This window comes from Mycobacterium sp. GA-1199 (assembly GCF_001500045.1).
Lineage (GTDB): Bacteria > Actinomycetota > Actinomycetes > Mycobacteriales > Mycobacteriaceae > Mycobacterium.
Map to the genome: position 1 here is coordinate 38,947 of NZ_LQIX01000008.1, position 14,919 is coordinate 53,865.

Genomic DNA, 14,919 nt, shown 5'->3' on the forward strand with positions numbered 1-14,919 from the left:
ATCGGAATTTCTCACCGGGCACAGTGGAGCTGTGCAACTCCTGCCTCACCCGCGGACCGGTGTGCGGTTCGAGTCGCCGGTTCCTCCCGGCTCCGGCTGGCCGGGTGACCCCGCCACACCACAGACCGCCGTCGCGACGACTGCCGCGCACGTCGTCTCGATGGCGGCGGCGACGCAGTCGCTCACCGAGCTCGACGCCGAGGTGTCGGTGTGCCGGGCCTGTCCCCGTCTGGTCGAGTGGCGGGAGGAGGCCGCCGTCGTCAAGCGCAGGTCGTTCGCCGACGAGCCGTACTGGGGCCGTCCGGCTCCCGGCTGGGGATCATCGCGGCCGAAGGTGTTCGTCGTCGGCCTTGCACCCGCGGCCCACGGGGCCAATCGCACCGGCAGGATCTTCACCGGCGACCGGTCGGGCGATTTCCTGTTCGCGGCGCTGCACCGTGTGGGCCTGGCGAACCAGGCGCTGTGCGTGGACGCGGCAGACGGGTTGGCGCTCAACGGAACCCGCGTGGCCGCCGCCGTGCGCTGCGCACCGCCGGCCAATGCGCCGACACCCGCCGAACGGGCCACCTGCGCTCCGTGGCTGGACGCCGAATGGCGGTTGACGGCGGCGCACGTGCGCGTGGTGGTCGCGCTCGGCGGGTTCGCCTGGCGGGCGGCGCTGCAGATGCTGCGCACGGGCGGCGTACCGGTGCCGGTGCCCGCGCCGAAGTTCGGCCACGGTGCCACCGCCGAGATGGGCGGCGTCACCCTGGTGGGCTGCTATCACCCCAGCCAGCAGAACACGTTCACCGGCAAGCTGACCCCGCAGATGTTCGATGACGTTTTCCGCACCGCTAAGGCGCTAGCGTCCGGCGGATAGTCGCGAACTGCGCTACGGCCAGGTCCTGCAGGGCCGACGCCGAGAAGTCGGCATAGTGCGCGATGGTCCACTCGTCGAACACCTGCAGGATGGCGAAGACCAGCTCGGCCTGCAACGGCTCCGGCAGGTCGGTGCGCACGGCCCCGCATCGGCGACCGACGCGCAGCACCTCGTGCACCCACTCCCGGACGGCGCCGAGCGTCCTGTCGACGGCGGTTCTCGCCGGATCGGGGACCTGCAGGTAGAACATCCGTCCCAGCAGCAGGAAACTGTGTTCGCGCTGCGAAACCGCTATGAGGTTCGCGAAATATCGCTCCACTTTCGACCAGAATTCGGTTCCCGCGAATTGTTCGGGCTCGACGACGTCAACCTCGGCCGCGACCTCGGCGATCAATTCCTGCAGGACGAATTCGTAGAGTTCCGCCTTCGACGACAAAATGTAATAGAACGAGCTCTTGCTCATCGCACACTGCTCGATGATCCGGTTGAGCGAGGCGCGTTCATAACCGGCAGAACCGAATTCGAGGGCAGCCGTCTCCACCAGCCGACGACGTCTCTCCGCAGGCATGCGCGCGATCCTTGCCGAGGTCACACCTCACGATAGCAAGTGTGGACCACCCGGTCCACACAATGGTAACGTCGAGAACATGTTGAGTCCGACGAGCCTTGAAAAGCAATACGAACGGGCGACCGCAGATGATTTGCGAATTCTGGTTGTCGGCGCCGGAATCGCCGGGGTCACGGCTGCGCAGCTACTGCGCGGCGACGGTCGGCATCCTGTCCTGATCGAGCGCGCCGAAAGTGCACCCGCGCAGGGCTACATGCTCGCGTTGATGCCCATGGTCGACGCGGCACTCGACGACCTCGCAGTGCGTGACGCGTACCGCGCGGCGAGCGTGCCGCTCAAGCGGTACGCTGTGCGCGGCCACAACGGTCGCTTGTTGCGGACGGACTCGACCGTCGACCTGATGTCGCGCTACGGCGACTACCGCGGCATTGCCCGCGGGCCGCTGATCGACGTGCTCGCCGGTGCGGGTTGCCCGGTGACGTACGACGCGGTGGTCACGGACCTGGCCGAGACGTCGGCCGGCGTCGACGTCCGCGTGCGGAGCCACGGCGGCGATCACCGCATGCACTTCGATCTCGTCGTGATCGCCGACGGAATGCATTCGAAGACACGCGATCTCGTGCTCGACGGGCAACCTGTGGAATGGGTGGACACCGGCTGGGGCGGCTGGGTGGTGTGGGCGCCCGACGAAGGCGACCCAGACCTCGGTGAGGAGCTGTGGGGAGCCCGCGGCATGGTCGCGATGTATCCGGTGGCCGATGCGCTCGGCGTGTTTCTCGGCGGGCCGCGAGAGGACACCGCGGCGGGTCCCGCGCCCTTCGTCACATCGATGCGCCGTGACCTGAAGACCGTCGACCCCCGCCTGGACCGCGCGATGGCCGCCGTGGCGACCGACCCGGATCCGTACTACTGGTCGCTGACCGACTGCCGCGCGCCGCGCTGGACCACCGGGCACACCGTCCTGCTCGGTGATGCGGCGGCCGGGTTCCTGCCGACCGCGGGAGTGGGGGCGGGCATGGCGATGGAGTCGGCGTGGGTGCTCAGCCGCATGCTCCGCCACGCGCCCCGCATCGCACTCGTTGAGCTGCTGCGCGCCTACGAACGCGCACAGCGTCCCCGCGTCGAGGCGGCCCAGGACAACTCGCGGCAACTCGCGAAGGTGATGTTCCGCCGCAGCCGGACACTGGCCGTCGCCCGCGAGCTCGCGATGCGCGTGATGAGCGTCGAACGCGCTCTGCGTCCCATCCAGCACCTCCTGCAACAACAACCCAACCCGGAAGCGCTGGTAGACGGGGTACGGGGAACGTCTATGCGCTCAAATGCGTTGTGAGGACCATGCGTCTCTCAGTCCTCGATCTCGTGCCGGTGCGCACCGACCAGTCGACCTCCGACGCGCTGGCAGCGTCGACGCGGCTCGCGCAGACCGCCGACCGCCTCGGCTACACCCGCTTCTGGGTCGCCGAGCACCACAACATGCCCTCGGTGGCGGCGACCAGCCCGCCGGTGCTCATCGCGCACCTGGCCGCACACACCGAACACCTGCGGGTGGGGTCCGGCGGTGTGATGCTGCCGAACCACGCACCCCTGGCCGTCGCCGAGCAGTTCGCACTGCTGGAGGCGGCCCATCCGGGACGCATCGACCTCGGCATCGGCCGCGCGCCGGGCTCGGACCCGGTGACGTCGATGGCGCTGCGCGGCGCCGCCGGTCGCGACGATCGTGACATCGAGGCCTTCCCCGACTATCTCGACGACGTCGTCGCGCTGATGAGCGCGCGCGGGGTGCGCGTGCCGATCCCGAACCAGCATTACGTCCTCAAGGCCACCCCCGCCGCGGTGACCGAACCGAAGCTGTGGCTGCTGGGGTCCTCGATGTACTCGGCACACCTGGCCGCGGCGAAGGGGCTGCCGTACGTGTTCGCCCACCACTTCTCCGGCCAGGGCACCGCCGAGGCCCTCGACGTGTACCGCTCGGAGTTCCGGCCCAGCGACCTGGCGCCCGAACCCGTCACGTTCCTCACCGTCAACGCGGTGGTGGCCGAAACACGCGATGAGGCAGAGGCTTTGGCATTGCCCAACCTGCAGATGATGGCGCGGCTGCGCACCGGTCAGCCGTTGGGCCCGCTGGATCTCGTCGAGGACGCCCAACAGCAGCAGCTCGCACCGCAGGCGCAGCGCATCGCCGAAGCCGCCTTCGGACGAGCCGTCGTGGGCGATCCGACCGAGGCGGCCGAGCAGGTGCGCGCGCTGGCCGACCGGTTCGGCGTCGACGAGGTCATGATCAACCCGGTGGCCTCGGCCCGCCGCGGTACCGATCCGGCGACCGCGCCGGCCCGCGACAAGACACTGGAACTGCTGGCCAAGGAGTTGTTCTAGGCGGGGGTCAACCTGACCACCGGGATCGGACGGGACGTCCGCTTCTGGTAGCCGATGTAGCGATCCTTGTTGCCGGGCATGTCGTTGACGATCCTCCACAGCCGCGGGAAGTCCGGATCGTCCTGAGTGACAGGCGTGGCGGTCACCTTGACGCGTTTGGGCCCGACGTTGATCTCGACGTTCGGGTCGGCCTTGAGGTTGTGATACCACCCGGGGGCTTTCGGCTCGCCGCCCTTGGACGCGACCACCAGGTAGTCGTCTCCGTCGCGGGCGTAGGCGAGCGAATTGGACCGCTGCAGACCGGTTTTCGCGCCGACCGTGTGCAGGATCAACATCCGCGGTGCGCCCGGGATGGTGTGGCCGATGCGGCCGTTGGTGCCCTTGTAGAGCTTGTCGTGCAGCAACAGCATCGGGTAACCGATGTACTTCTCGTACCAGGGCATGCTCATGGGGCTCAGTCTTGCGCAGCCGAGTCGAGTTCCGCCAGGGCTTCGCGCAGCAGCCGCCCCGACTCCTCCCGGTCCGGATCGCGGCGAAGGAGCATGTTCTTGGCGAACGAGAGCTTGTCGCCCTCCCGTCGCGGCAGCACGTGCAGGTGGATGTGGAACACCGTCTGAAACGCGGCCTTGCCGTCGTTGATCACCACATTGTTGCCGTCGGCGTGAAGTCCGGACCGGCGCGCGGCGCGCGCGATCCGCTGACCCACCCGCGCCAGGGTGGCGACCGTCTCCGGGGGCGTGTCGGTCAGGTCGACCGTGTGTCGCTTCGGGATCACCAGGGTGTGGCCGCGGCTGAACGGGCGGATGTCGAGGATGGCGAGAACGTCGTCGTCCTCGTAGATGCGGATGGCCGGGGCCTCGCCGGCGACGATGGCGCAGAACACACAGGACATGTTTGCCACGGTAGCGGCTCTCCCACCCGGGCTTGTCTTCGCGGGCAGGCGGCGTCCGTGTGCTAAGCCGCGGCCTCGGAAAGGGCCTCGCGCCAGATTGCGAGCTTGTCGGCGAATCGCATCGTCTGGGCCGGGCTTGTCGACGGCAGTCGTCGGTAACGCAGATCGCTCGGGACTTCGACGAGTCGCGTGAAGTTCTTCTCCGCTGCCGCGCCGTTGAACAGGACCAGTTCGATGCCGCGGTGCCGTTCGAAGAAGGCCTGAAAGTCGTTCGGCACCATGCTCTCCGGCCGTACAGCAGAGTCGAGGCTGCCTTCACGCCGGCACGAGCGCAGGACGTCCCAGACGGCGAACCCGCGAGCCGTCAGCGCGGCGCATCGCTGCTCGTACGGCGCGTCGGGCGCAAATCCGAAGACTTCGGCCATGATGTGCCAGAAAGCATTGCGTGGGTTGCCGTAGTACTGCTGGGCGGCGAGCGACATGACGCTGGGCATATTGCCCAGGATCAAGGTATGCGCTCCGTCGCCGACGATCGGCGGCAATCCGTACAGCACCGGCGAACCCATCCTTCGACTATCGCATGCGGTATACGTTGGGCCGGTGGCCGATGAGTTCGACGTCGAAGGGTCCGGTCTGCTCGACGGGCTCGAAGGTGACCAGCGCGCTGAGCGCGCCGATCTGATCGCCTGGCTGGTGCGCAAGGGCATCGACGTCGAGGTGATCCGAAATGCCTTCCTGCCGATGCTCCTCGGCGCGCGCCAGGCCCTCGGCGACGATGGCGTCTACGTCTCGGCCCGGGAGACCAGCGAGAAGACCGGCATCGATCTCCAACTGCTGCAGCGTATTCAGCGTGCGATGGGGCTGCCCACCGTCGATGACCCCGACGCGAAGGTCCACCTGCGTGCCGACGCCGAAGCCGCGGCGTACGCGCAGCGTTTCATCGAGATCGGAATCCTGCCGGACCAGATCATCCAGATCACCCGCGTGCTCGCCGAGGGGCTGTCGAAGGCCGCCGAGGTGATGCGGTACGCCGGGCTCGCTTCGGTGCTCGACCCGGGCGCATCGGAACTCGTCATCGCCAAGAACGCCGAGGCCCTGGTGCGCACCGCCGATCCGCTGCTCGGTCCGATGATCCAGGACATGCTGCGGTTGCAGTTGCGCCACCTGATGGAGACCGAGGCGATCACCGCCTCTGAACGCGCGAAGGGCCAACGGCTGCCGGGCGCCCGACTGGTGACGATCTTGTTCGCCGATCTCGTCGGTTTCACCCGGCTCGGTGAGGCCGTGCCGCCGGAGGACCTCGAACGGCTCGCACACCGGCTTTTCGATCTCGCACACGAGGCGTCCGTCCCGCCCGTGCGGTTCGTCAAGACGATCGGGGACGAGGTGATGCTCGTCAGCCAGGAACCGGTGCCTCTGCTCGAGGCGGCACTGACCCTCGTCGAGCAGACCGCCGACGACGAGGACTTCCCGCGGCTGCGCGTCGGCTTGGCGACGGGAATGGCCGTAAGCCGCACCGGTGACTGGTTCGGCGGAGCGGTGAACCTCGCGAGCCGCGTCACCGGGGCCGCGCGGCCAGGTACGGTACTCGTCTCGGAGTCCACGCGCGAAGCCATCGGTGACGATGAGCGGTTCTCGTTCTCGTTCGCGGGGGCGCGGCACCTCAAGGGCATCAAATCCGACGTGAAGTTGTTTCGGGTACGACGGGCGGGCTGACCTCGTGCGGGGCGAACATTTGTACGGCTCCAGCCCGCCGATGCAGAGATTCACCCCAAAGACAGCGAAGCACCGTAGGACGACCGCCTGCATTTCGGAACGGCTGCCGGTGTAGGTGATCTACGATCCAGGCATGAACCGGGTCGTAAAAGCCGTGCTGGTCACGCTGTTCGCCGCATCGTCCGGTCTGCTGGGCGCGGGTGCGGCTAACGCGGAGCCACCGCAGCCCGCGTGCGGGTACACGCTGTCGCCACCGCAGGTCGTCAACACCGGTGGCGTGAGCAAGGTGACCGCGACGGTCTCGTTCATCGCGTGCGGCGCGCCGTTCCAGCCGGCGTACAGCGTCGCGTGTGTCCACCGGGCCGGTCACGACTCTCAGGGGCAGTGCACGCAGGCGCGAGGGCCGGGCGCCGCGCAGGTGTTCTTCGAGCCGTACCAGCCGGGCGCCCAGTACATCGCGAGCGGACGCGGCTGCGGCAAGGTCTTTCAGGACGCGCTCGAACCGAACTGCGACATGCTCGGCCCGATCAACGTCACGCTGTAGCGGTGAACCGGCGCAGCCGAAGGCTGTTGCTCACGACGAACACCGAACTGAATGCCATTGCCGCACCGGCGATCATCGGGTTCAACAATCCGGCCGCCGCCAACGGCAACGCTGCGACGTTGTAGGCGAACGCCCAGAACAGGTTTCCCTTGATCGTCGCCAGCGTGCGGCGGGACAGGCGGATCGCGTCGGGGACCGCATTCAGGTCGTCGCGCACCAACGTCAGATCGCTGGCCTCGATCGCGACGTCGGTGCCGCTGCCCATCGCGAGGCCGAGGTCGGCCTGAGCGAGCGCTGCCGCGTCGTTGACGCCGTCGCCGACCATCGCGACCACCTTGCCGTCGGCCTGCAGGCGCTGGACCGCGTCCACCTTGTCCTGCGGCAGTACTTCGGCGACGACCTCGTCGATGCCCACCTCGGCGGCGATGGTGCGGGCCGCGGCCTCGTTGTCGCCGGTCACCATGATCGGTTTCAGGCCCAGCGCACGAAGCCGCGAGATCGCCTCGGGCGACGTCGGTTTGATCGCATCCGCCACCACCAACACCCCGCGGGCCGCGCCGTCCCATCCGACGACGACAGCGGTGCGCCCTTGTGACTGCTCCTGTCGCACCGTGGCTTTCAAGGATTCGGGAAGCTGCTGCGACGACAGCAGCCGTTGCCGTCCGACGGTTACGTCGCGGCCGTCGATTCGCCCGCGCACCCCGAGGCCGCGCAGGTTGGTGAAGTCGTGAACCGTCGGCAGCTCACCGAGCTTGTCCCGGGCGCCCGTCACGATCGCCCTGGCGATCGGATGCTCGGAACCGTGCTCGACCGCGCCCGCCATCCGCAGCACGTCGTCTGGCTGTTCACCGTCTGCGGCGACGACATCGATCAACGTCATCCTGCCGGTGGTGATGGTCCCCGTCTTGTCCAACACGATGGTGTCGACGCGGCGGGTCGACTCCAACACCTCCGGTCCCTTGATCAAGATGCCCAGCTGCGCGCCGCGTCCCGTGCCGACCATCAGCGCGGTCGGCGTCGCCAGTCCCAGCGCGCACGGGCACGCGATGATCAGCACGGCCACCGCTGCGGTGAAAGCGGTCGCGACCGATCCGCCGGTGCCCAACCAGAAGCCCAGAGTCGCAACCGACAAGGCGATCACGATCGGCACGAAAACACCCGAGATCCTGTCGGCCAGTCGCTGTGCGTCCGCCTTCCCGCTCTGGGCGTCCTCGACCAGTCTCGCCATTTGGGCGAGCTGCGTGTCGGTCCCGATCCGCTTGGCCCGCACCACCAGTCGGCCGTCGACGTTGACCGTTGCACCCACGACCTCGTCACCGGGCCCGACGTCCACCGGAACCGCCTCGCCGGTCAGCATCGACGCATCCACCGCCGAGGCACCCTCGATGACCACACCGTCGGCGGCGATCTTCTCACCGGGCCGCACCACGAATTCGTCACCGACACCGAGTTGGTCGATCGATATCCGTTGTTCACCGGTCTTTCTGCGGACCACGACGTCCTTGGCGCCCAGCTCCAGCAGTGTGCGCAACGCCGCGCCGGCGCGCCGCTTGGAGCGCGCTTCGAAATACCGCCCGGCCAGGATGAAGGTCGTGACCCCCGCAGCGACCTCGAAGTACACGCTGCCCGAACCGTCGGTGCGTGAGAGCGACAGCTCGAAGCCGTGCGTCATCCCCGGAGTTCCCGCGGTGCCCCAGAACAGCGCGTAGACCGACCATCCCAGCGCGGCGAGCGTGCCCATCGAGATCAGCGTGTCCATGGTGGCGTTGCCGTGGCGCAGGTTCGCCCACGCCGCACGGTGGAACGGCCACGCCCCCCACACCACCACCGGTGCCGTCAAGGTCAGCGAGAGCCACTGCCAATTCGTGAACTGCAGAGCCGGGATCATCGCCATCGCGATCACCGGAACACTCAGGCCGAGCGAGACCAGCAGCCGGTGCCGCAGCGTGGCGGTCGGATCCTCTTCGACGACGGTCGCCTGATCGGTCGGCAGGTGCGCTTGATAGCCGGCGTCTTCGACGGTGGCCACCAACGCCTCCGGTGTCACGTCTGCGCTGTACTCGACGCGCGCCTTCTCGGTGGCGAAGTTGACGGTGGCCGTCACACCGTCGATCTTGTTGAGCTTGCGCTCGATTCGGTTCGCGCACGACGCGCAGGTCATACCGTCGATCGACAGCTCGATCGTGTCAGTGGCCATGGCCGGCCTCCCCGTGACCGTCCGCGGTGACGTCCGGCTGTGCGGACGGATCGACCGACACGGTGAATTCGGCCGTGTGCACGACGTCGCGGTGCTGGAAATCCAGGAACAGGCGATACTGCCCCGCGCTGGGGAACGTGGTGTGGAACTCGACGGCCGGCCCCGGCGCTGTACCTGCGTCGCCGGGTCCACCCATCGGGTGCACATGCAGGTATGCGAGGTCGGCGGCGCGCAGCGCGACGAGGTGACCGTAGGCGCCCAGGTACGGCTGCAGATCGTCGACCGGGTCGCCGTTGCGGTGGACCGTCAGCGCAAGTGTCGATGCCTCACCGGCTTTCGGGGTTCCGCTGAGCGTGACGGTGTATTCGCCGACGGTCGACGACGTGTCGACCGCCGGCAGTGGCGCGGGGGAGTACGGGCCTGCGACGTGCACGTTGGCGCCGAGGGTGAGCGCGGGACCGCCGGTGGGCACGAAATCGGCGAAGACGCGGTAGTCGCCTGCGCGACTGAAATCGACGGGAGTGCGCCACGTGCCGCGGTCATCGAGTACGGGGTGAAGGTGCTGAAAGGCGGACAGGTCGTTGCGAATTACGATCAGGTGCAACAGCTTCTCGTGAGTTTCGTCGAACTGCTTCACCGGAGCGCCGCGTCGGTCGAGGATCCTGAACTCCAGTGGTGAGGTTCGGTTCGCCGGGGGGAGCGGTTGGGCCACGTCGAGCGTGTAGCCGCTCGCGGTCACCTGTAAGCCACCGGGGGCCTCGGCGGATTGCGCGCGATCGTCGTGCGCGGCGGAGTGCTGCTCTGACGCGGCATCACTCTCGGGACCGAACGAGCGGCCGACCCACATCGATGCTGCGAACACCACCGCGAGTGCGGCGATGAACGCGGCGGCGCGAGGGGCGGTCTTCATCAGCTCGCCAGCTGGTAGCCGGCCTCTTCCACGGCGGTCCTGATGGCGCCGGCGTCGACGGGCGAGACACTGTCGATGGTCACCGCTCCGCTGGCGACATCCACGTCGACCGACTTCACGCCCGGGACCTCCCCGAGTTCCTCGCGTACCGATGCGGCGCAGTGTTCGCAGGTCATTCCGGTGACTGTGACGGTGGTGGTAGCCATGACGCCAGCGTACCTGATACCCCCTAGGGGTATCTACCGGGTGTGCTGCCCGACTGCTGCGCGACGACCATGGCAGCATCGGCGCACATGCGCGTTCTCGCCCAACGGGTCACTTCCGCGTCCGTCACCGTGGACGGCGAGGTCGTCGGGGCCATCCGGCCCGACGGCCAGGGCCTGCTCGCGCTGGTCGGCGTGACGCACGACGACGACGCGGCCACGGCTCGGCGGATGGCCGAAAAACTCTGGCAGCTGCGGATTCTCGACGACGAGAAGTCCGCGTCGGACGTCAGCGCCCCGATCCTGGTGGTCAGCCAGTTCACCCTGTACGCGAACACCGCCAAGGGCCGGCGGCCGGCGTGGAATGCGGCCGCACCGCGCGCGACCGCCGAGCCCCTGGTAACCGCGTTCGCCGATGCGCTGAGCGACCTGGGGGCGTCGGTGGCGACCGGCGTCTTCGGCGCGCACATGCAGGTTGCGCTGGTCAACGACGGCCCGGTGACGGTGCTGCTCGAGCTGTGACTATGCGGTGGCCACCGGCGGTACGCCCTCCGAGGGCTGCACGATCACGAACCCCTGCCCGTGGAACGCGACCTGAATCGCCTCGCCGGAGCCGCGGCCGATCAGCGCGCCGGCCTTGAAGCTGGTCTTGAGCTGAGTCTGCAGATTCGCCGACCAGGCCACCACCGCGTTGGTGTCGGCGAACGTCGGCGCCTCGGCGGCGTTGAGCACGACCGGCGGCCCGTCGGTTGTCAGCGCCACCCAACCGGTTCCGCGCAGCGTGGTGTTGAACAGGCCGCCGGTCGCGATGCTGCCGCCCCGCACGCGCTCGATGTTCCAGTTCAGGTTCGACGAGAACGCCAGCACGTTCTTACCGCTGATCGACAACCCGGAGTTGGTCAGCTGCAGCAGATGCACGTCGTAGCCGCGCTCGGCGAGAAAGACATCGCCCTGACCCTGACAGCGCATCAAGGGCAGACCCTCGCCGGTCAGCGCCTTCTTGATGAACTTCGAGGCGCCGCCGCCCTCGAACGCGAAGTCGACGTTGCCCTGGTAGGCCACCATGGAGCCCTGCCGCGCCATGAACGGCTCCCCGAGGCGCACCCGCAACATCTTGGTGTTCTGGTTGGCGATGGCCTTGGCCTCTTTCTCGCTGAACCGGCCGTCCACCAGATCGCCGCTGATGCCTCCGAAGCCGTCGCCGACCGGCTGCCCGACCGCCATCGCCTGTCCGCCGGCAGCTTGCTGTGGCGGAGGTTGGGGCGCCGGTGGAGGTCCGCCGAGCGGCGCCCTGCCGACCTGACCCTGATGCGATACCTGGTCGGTCCAGTTGTGCCCGTCCCACCAGCGGTACTCGTAGCGACCTTCGGGATCGGGTCGCCAGCTTCCGTTGTTCGGTGCTGTCATGGCCTTCAAAATAATCGGACGGCCCTGATGCGGTGAGGCACTTTCGTACTGATCCATCCCGCCCGGAACCGCTCGGCGGCTGGCATTCTTGTGCCATGGCAAAGGAAATCGACCGGGTGCGGGCGCAGAGCGCCTTCGCGGTCCTCAAGCAGCATCCGGGCATGGTGCTCTTCGTCGCCTCGCCTGCTCTCATCGCGGTCGGCCTGGTGTGGTGGTTGGTCAGCCCGACCCTGGCCGTGCTGCTGTTGATCGCTGCGATCGTCGGCGGCGGCGCCGTTCTCCTGCGCAAGCGAGGCTGACCCTTCCGACCTCTTATCGGGGCGGTTGACCTGGAGCGTTCGCTGTCGGCGAACGTATGCCTGCTAGATCTGTAACGGTGTAAGTATGTAATCATGCGACACAATATTCATGGCCGACGCCGCCAGGGCGGCTGGCAACAGGCTCAGCAGCCCGATGCGGGCGACGCCGCCGACTGGTTCGCCGGCCGGCTTCCCGAGGACTGGTTCGCCGGAGACCCGACGGTGGTCGTCGACCGCGAGGAGATCACCGTCATCGGCCGCCTCGCAGAGCCCGACGGCGGCGAGAGCGAAGCACGCGCATCGGGACGGGCCGCGCGGTTCCGCGAGGAAACCCGGGCCGAACGCATGCGCATCGCCGACCAGGCGCAGGCACGCTACGGCCGCAAGGTCGCTTGGGGCATCGACATCGGGGCCCCGGGCGCCGACAACTACGAGCGCATCATGTTCACCAATTTGGCCGTTCCGGTGATGACGCGACTGCGCCAACCCGAACGTCAGGTGCTCGACACGTTGGTCGACGCGGGTGTGGCACGGTCACGCTCGGATGCACTGGTGTGGTCGGTGCGGCTGGTGGGCGAACACGCCGAGGAGTGGCTGGGCAAGCTGCGCGAGGCGATGCGCAACGTCGACGAACTGCGCGCCGAGGGACCGAACCTCTAGCTCGTCGCGTCGGCCTCCTCAACGCGGCTCGTGCCTCGCCGATTGATCGTCGCCCGACGTGGATTTCGCGTCGGCCTCCTCAACGCGGCTCGTGCCTCGCCGCTTGATCGTCGCCCGACGAAATCAGCTCCACGCCAACGTATTGCGAACTCAACGCCGAGGTCTGGGACAGCGGGTCCACCGGCGCGCCCTCGACCAGCAGGTTGCGGTTCACGCCGTAGGAGATCGGATTGCTGTCCCCGCGTGGGTCGAAAACGCGTGAGCCCCAACCGTGGTCGATGATGACCACCCCTTCACGCGGGCGGTCGTTCACCACCGCCGTCAACTCGACCTCGCCGACAGGGGAGAAGACCCTGACGAGGTCGCCGTCGCTCACCCCCAGATCGGCCGCGTCCTTCGGGTGGATGATCACGTCGTTGCCCTTAGCGGCGGGATGCAGTCCGGGTAACTCGTTGAGCCACGAGTTCATCGAGTGCCGGTGCCTGCGGTTGGCCAGCTGGAACGGATAGCCGACCGGTGCGGCGGGAAGCGGGTCGGCGAGCAGTTCGCGGGCCCGCGCGACGAACTGGGGCGGCGCTGCGTGCACCTTCTTGTCGTCGGTCCTCAACGCGTCCCGGAAATGCCCGAACTCGCGGGGGCCCAACACCCAGCCGTGTGGGTGCGATATGACGTCTCGCCATTTGATCTTGCGCCCGTTGATCTTTCGTGACGTCGCGACGACAAGGCGGTCGATCCAGTGCGGACCGAACTCGAGGGCCGGCTTGCCGGTCACACGCGCCGCGGCACGGGTCGCCTTGATGAATCCGTTGATGCCCTTGGCGCCGAACAGCGGTCTGCGCATCGCGATCGCGAGGTCGGTGAAGATGCGCCACTCCTGCCGCACACCCGGCGGTGGCTCGACGGCCTTGGCGCCGTACTGCAGATACGGCTCGTCGTGCATGTTGCTGGTGAACGCGAGCAGGTCGTTGCGCTCGAGCCAATGGGCGGCGGGCAGCAGCCAGTGTGCATGGCGGTGGCTCTCGCGCTGGACGAAGTCGATCGCGACGAGCAGGTCCAGATCGGCCAGCGCGCGGTCCAGCTTGTCGCCGTCGGGGCCGGAGACCACGGGGTTGCCGCAGTTGATCAGCAGCGCGCGGATCTGACCGTGGCCCGGTGTAGTGATCTCGTCGGGCAGCTCGCTGAGTGCGTGTGCGCTGGCGACCATTTCGCGGCCGAGAAGCCGACTGTAGTGCGGCTTGGCCTTGACCATCGCCGACATTTGGATGGCGTCGACGTAGCCGGGTTCGAAGCGGCGTCCACCGGGACGGTCCATGCGTCCGGTGATCACGTTGAGCACATGCCCCAGCCATTCGGCGACGGTGCCCGCCATGTGCAGCGATACCCCGGTGCGGGTCACCACCATGGCCCCGCGCGCCGCGGCGAAGTCACGGGCCACCCGCTCGATCTGGTCGCGGGGGATGTCGCAGCGGGCGGCGAGATCGTCGAGATCGGCGTCGGCGACCAGCGCGCGCAGGTCGTCGACGCCGGTGGCCAGTTCCGCGCAGTCCTGGCGATGTTCGAGACGCTCGTCGAGGATGACCTTCACCATCGCCAGCAGCAGCGCCCAGTCCTGTCCGGGGCGCACCGCGAGGTGCAGGTCGGCCTTCTCCGCGGATTCGGTACGCAGCGGGTCGACCACCACGATCGCCGCGCCCTGTTGTTGACGTGCCATCGCCCGTCGCCACCCGCCGGGCACGCTCTCGAGCCAATTCCATGCGCTCACAGCGGGGTTGGTGCCGACCAGCAGGAAGTAGTCGCAGTTGTCGACGTCGGACACCGGCGCCATCAGGATGGAGCCGTACATCGCGTCGGCGACGACGTGCATCGCGTTCTGGTCCACCGAGCCCACGGCGTAGCGATTCTGGGTGCCGAGCGCGTCCAGCCAGCCGTTCATGAAGATCACGTTGGACGAGGAGAAACCCGCCGGGTTGCCGTAGTAGACGCCGACCGCGTCGGGTCCGCCCGCTTTGATCGCGGCGTTCATCCTGGCCGCGATGTCGGCGATGGCCTCGTCCCAGGTGGCTTCGACATAGGAATCCCCGACGCGGCGCATCGGTTGCAGGATCCGGCGCGGGTGCTCGACGAGTCGGTGCGCGGTGCGGCCCTTGGCGCAGAAGTCCCGCCAGCTGTGCGGGTTCTGCTTGTCGACGGCGATCTTGCTGACGCGGTTGTCCTCGACTGTCACCTCCAGCCCGCAGGAGGCCAGGCAGATCCGGCAGAACGTGTAGACCGTTTCGCTCATCATCGTGAGC

17 protein-coding genes are annotated in these 14,919 nt (G+C 68.0%); 8 read left to right on the top strand and 9 right to left on the bottom strand.

What is annotated here, in order from left to right; genetic code table 11:
* Positions 1-40 precede the first annotated feature (40 nt).
* Positions 41-859, top strand: a complete 819-nt coding sequence (locus AU198_RS07070; protein WP_064347152.1) for a uracil-DNA glycosylase — start codon at positions 41-43, stop codon at positions 857-859.
* Here AU198_RS07070 and AU198_RS07075 read toward each other — a convergent pair.
* Positions 834-1,427 carry a TetR/AcrR family transcriptional regulator gene (locus AU198_RS07075; protein WP_082690903.1) on the bottom strand — a complete coding sequence of 198 codons (594 nt, stop codon included), beginning with the start codon at positions 1,425-1,427 and terminating at the stop codon, positions 834-836. The genes AU198_RS07070 and AU198_RS07075 overlap by 26 nt on opposite strands.
* A gap of 79 nt (positions 1,428-1,506) precedes the next feature.
* Here AU198_RS07075 and AU198_RS07080 point away from each other — a divergent pair, with 79 nt between their 5' ends.
* Positions 1,507-2,757: an FAD-dependent oxidoreductase gene (locus tag AU198_RS07080; RefSeq protein WP_064347155.1), complete on the top strand. Its 1,251-nt coding sequence runs from the start codon at positions 1,507-1,509 to the stop codon at positions 2,755-2,757.
* Between the two features lie 5 nt (positions 2,758-2,762).
* On the top strand, positions 2,763-3,800 hold the full coding sequence (locus AU198_RS07085) for an LLM class flavin-dependent oxidoreductase (protein WP_064347012.1): 1,038 nt from the start codon (positions 2,763-2,765) through the stop codon (positions 3,798-3,800).
* Here AU198_RS07085 and AU198_RS07090 read toward each other — a convergent pair.
* From AU198_RS07090 to AU198_RS07100, 3 genes are all read right to left on the bottom strand, one after another.
* Entirely contained in the window at positions 3,797-4,243 is a 447-nt protein-coding gene (locus AU198_RS07090) for a nitroreductase family deazaflavin-dependent oxidoreductase (protein ID WP_082690907.1), read from the bottom strand. The genes AU198_RS07085 and AU198_RS07090 overlap by 4 nt on opposite strands.
* 11 nt (positions 4,244-4,254) lie before the next feature.
* Complete coding sequence (locus AU198_RS07095) at positions 4,255-4,692, bottom strand: HIT family protein (RefSeq protein ID WP_064347016.1); 438 nt, start codon at positions 4,690-4,692, stop codon at positions 4,255-4,257.
* Positions 4,693-4,754: 62 nt separating this feature from the next.
* A complete protein-coding gene (locus AU198_RS07100) occupies positions 4,755-5,258 on the bottom strand; it encodes a DNA-deoxyinosine glycosylase (protein WP_064347018.1) in 504 nt (167 codons plus the stop codon).
* A gap of 34 nt (positions 5,259-5,292) precedes the next feature.
* Here AU198_RS07100 and AU198_RS07105 point away from each other — a divergent pair, with 34 nt between their 5' ends.
* Both AU198_RS07105 and AU198_RS07110 read left to right on the top strand, forming a co-directional pair.
* Complete coding sequence (locus AU198_RS07105; RefSeq protein WP_064347019.1) at positions 5,293-6,408, top strand: adenylate/guanylate cyclase domain-containing protein; 1,116 nt, start codon at positions 5,293-5,295, stop codon at positions 6,406-6,408.
* Between the two features lie 133 nt (positions 6,409-6,541).
* Positions 6,542-6,952, top strand: a complete 411-nt coding sequence (locus AU198_RS07110) for a hypothetical protein (protein WP_064347156.1) — start codon at positions 6,542-6,544, stop codon at positions 6,950-6,952.
* Here AU198_RS07110 and AU198_RS07115 read toward each other — a convergent pair.
* Genes AU198_RS07115 through AU198_RS07125 form a run of 3 tightly spaced genes read right to left on the bottom strand, consistent with a single transcriptional unit; the run spans position 6,942 to position 10,265 of the window.
* Complete coding sequence (locus AU198_RS07115) at positions 6,942-9,149, bottom strand: heavy metal translocating P-type ATPase (protein WP_064347020.1); 2,208 nt, start codon at positions 9,147-9,149, stop codon at positions 6,942-6,944. The genes AU198_RS07110 and AU198_RS07115 overlap by 11 nt on opposite strands.
* Positions 9,139-10,059 (bottom strand): DUF8832 domain-containing protein, encoded by a 921-nt coding sequence (locus tag AU198_RS07120; RefSeq protein ID WP_064347022.1) that lies wholly within the window; start codon positions 10,057-10,059, stop codon positions 9,139-9,141. Before AU198_RS07120 ends, AU198_RS07115 begins: the two co-directional genes overlap by 11 nt.
* Positions 10,059-10,265, bottom strand: a complete 207-nt coding sequence (locus tag AU198_RS07125) for a heavy-metal-associated domain-containing protein (RefSeq protein WP_064347023.1) — start codon at positions 10,263-10,265, stop codon at positions 10,059-10,061. The genes AU198_RS07120 and AU198_RS07125 overlap by 1 nt, the downstream gene beginning before the upstream one ends.
* Positions 10,266-10,352: 87 nt before the next feature.
* Here AU198_RS07125 and dtd point away from each other — a divergent pair, with 87 nt between their 5' ends.
* Entirely contained in the window at positions 10,353-10,784 is a 432-nt protein-coding gene (dtd, locus tag AU198_RS07130; RefSeq protein ID WP_064347024.1) for a D-aminoacyl-tRNA deacylase, read from the top strand.
* Here dtd and AU198_RS07135 read toward each other — a convergent pair whose 3' ends face one another.
* Positions 10,785-11,669, bottom strand: a complete 885-nt coding sequence (locus AU198_RS07135) for an AIM24 family protein (protein ID WP_064347026.1) — start codon at positions 11,667-11,669, stop codon at positions 10,785-10,787.
* Between the two features lie 95 nt (positions 11,670-11,764).
* On the opposite strand from AU198_RS07135, the gene AU198_RS07140 reads away from it, so the two are divergent.
* Complete coding sequence (locus AU198_RS07140) at positions 11,765-11,968, top strand: hypothetical protein (protein ID WP_064347029.1); 204 nt, start codon at positions 11,765-11,767, stop codon at positions 11,966-11,968.
* A gap of 93 nt (positions 11,969-12,061) precedes the next feature.
* Positions 12,062-12,628: an ATP-binding transcription factor AbmR gene (gene abmR, locus AU198_RS07145; protein ID WP_064347030.1), complete on the top strand. Its 567-nt coding sequence runs from the start codon at positions 12,062-12,064 to the stop codon at positions 12,626-12,628.
* A 79-nt stretch (positions 12,629-12,707) separates the two neighbouring features.
* Here the strand turns inward: abmR and AU198_RS07150 are convergent, their stop codons facing one another.
* Positions 12,708-14,909: a molybdopterin-containing oxidoreductase family protein gene (locus tag AU198_RS07150; protein WP_082690908.1), complete on the bottom strand. Its 2,202-nt coding sequence runs from the start codon at positions 14,907-14,909 to the stop codon at positions 12,708-12,710.
* Between the last annotated feature and the right edge of the window lie 10 nt (positions 14,910-14,919).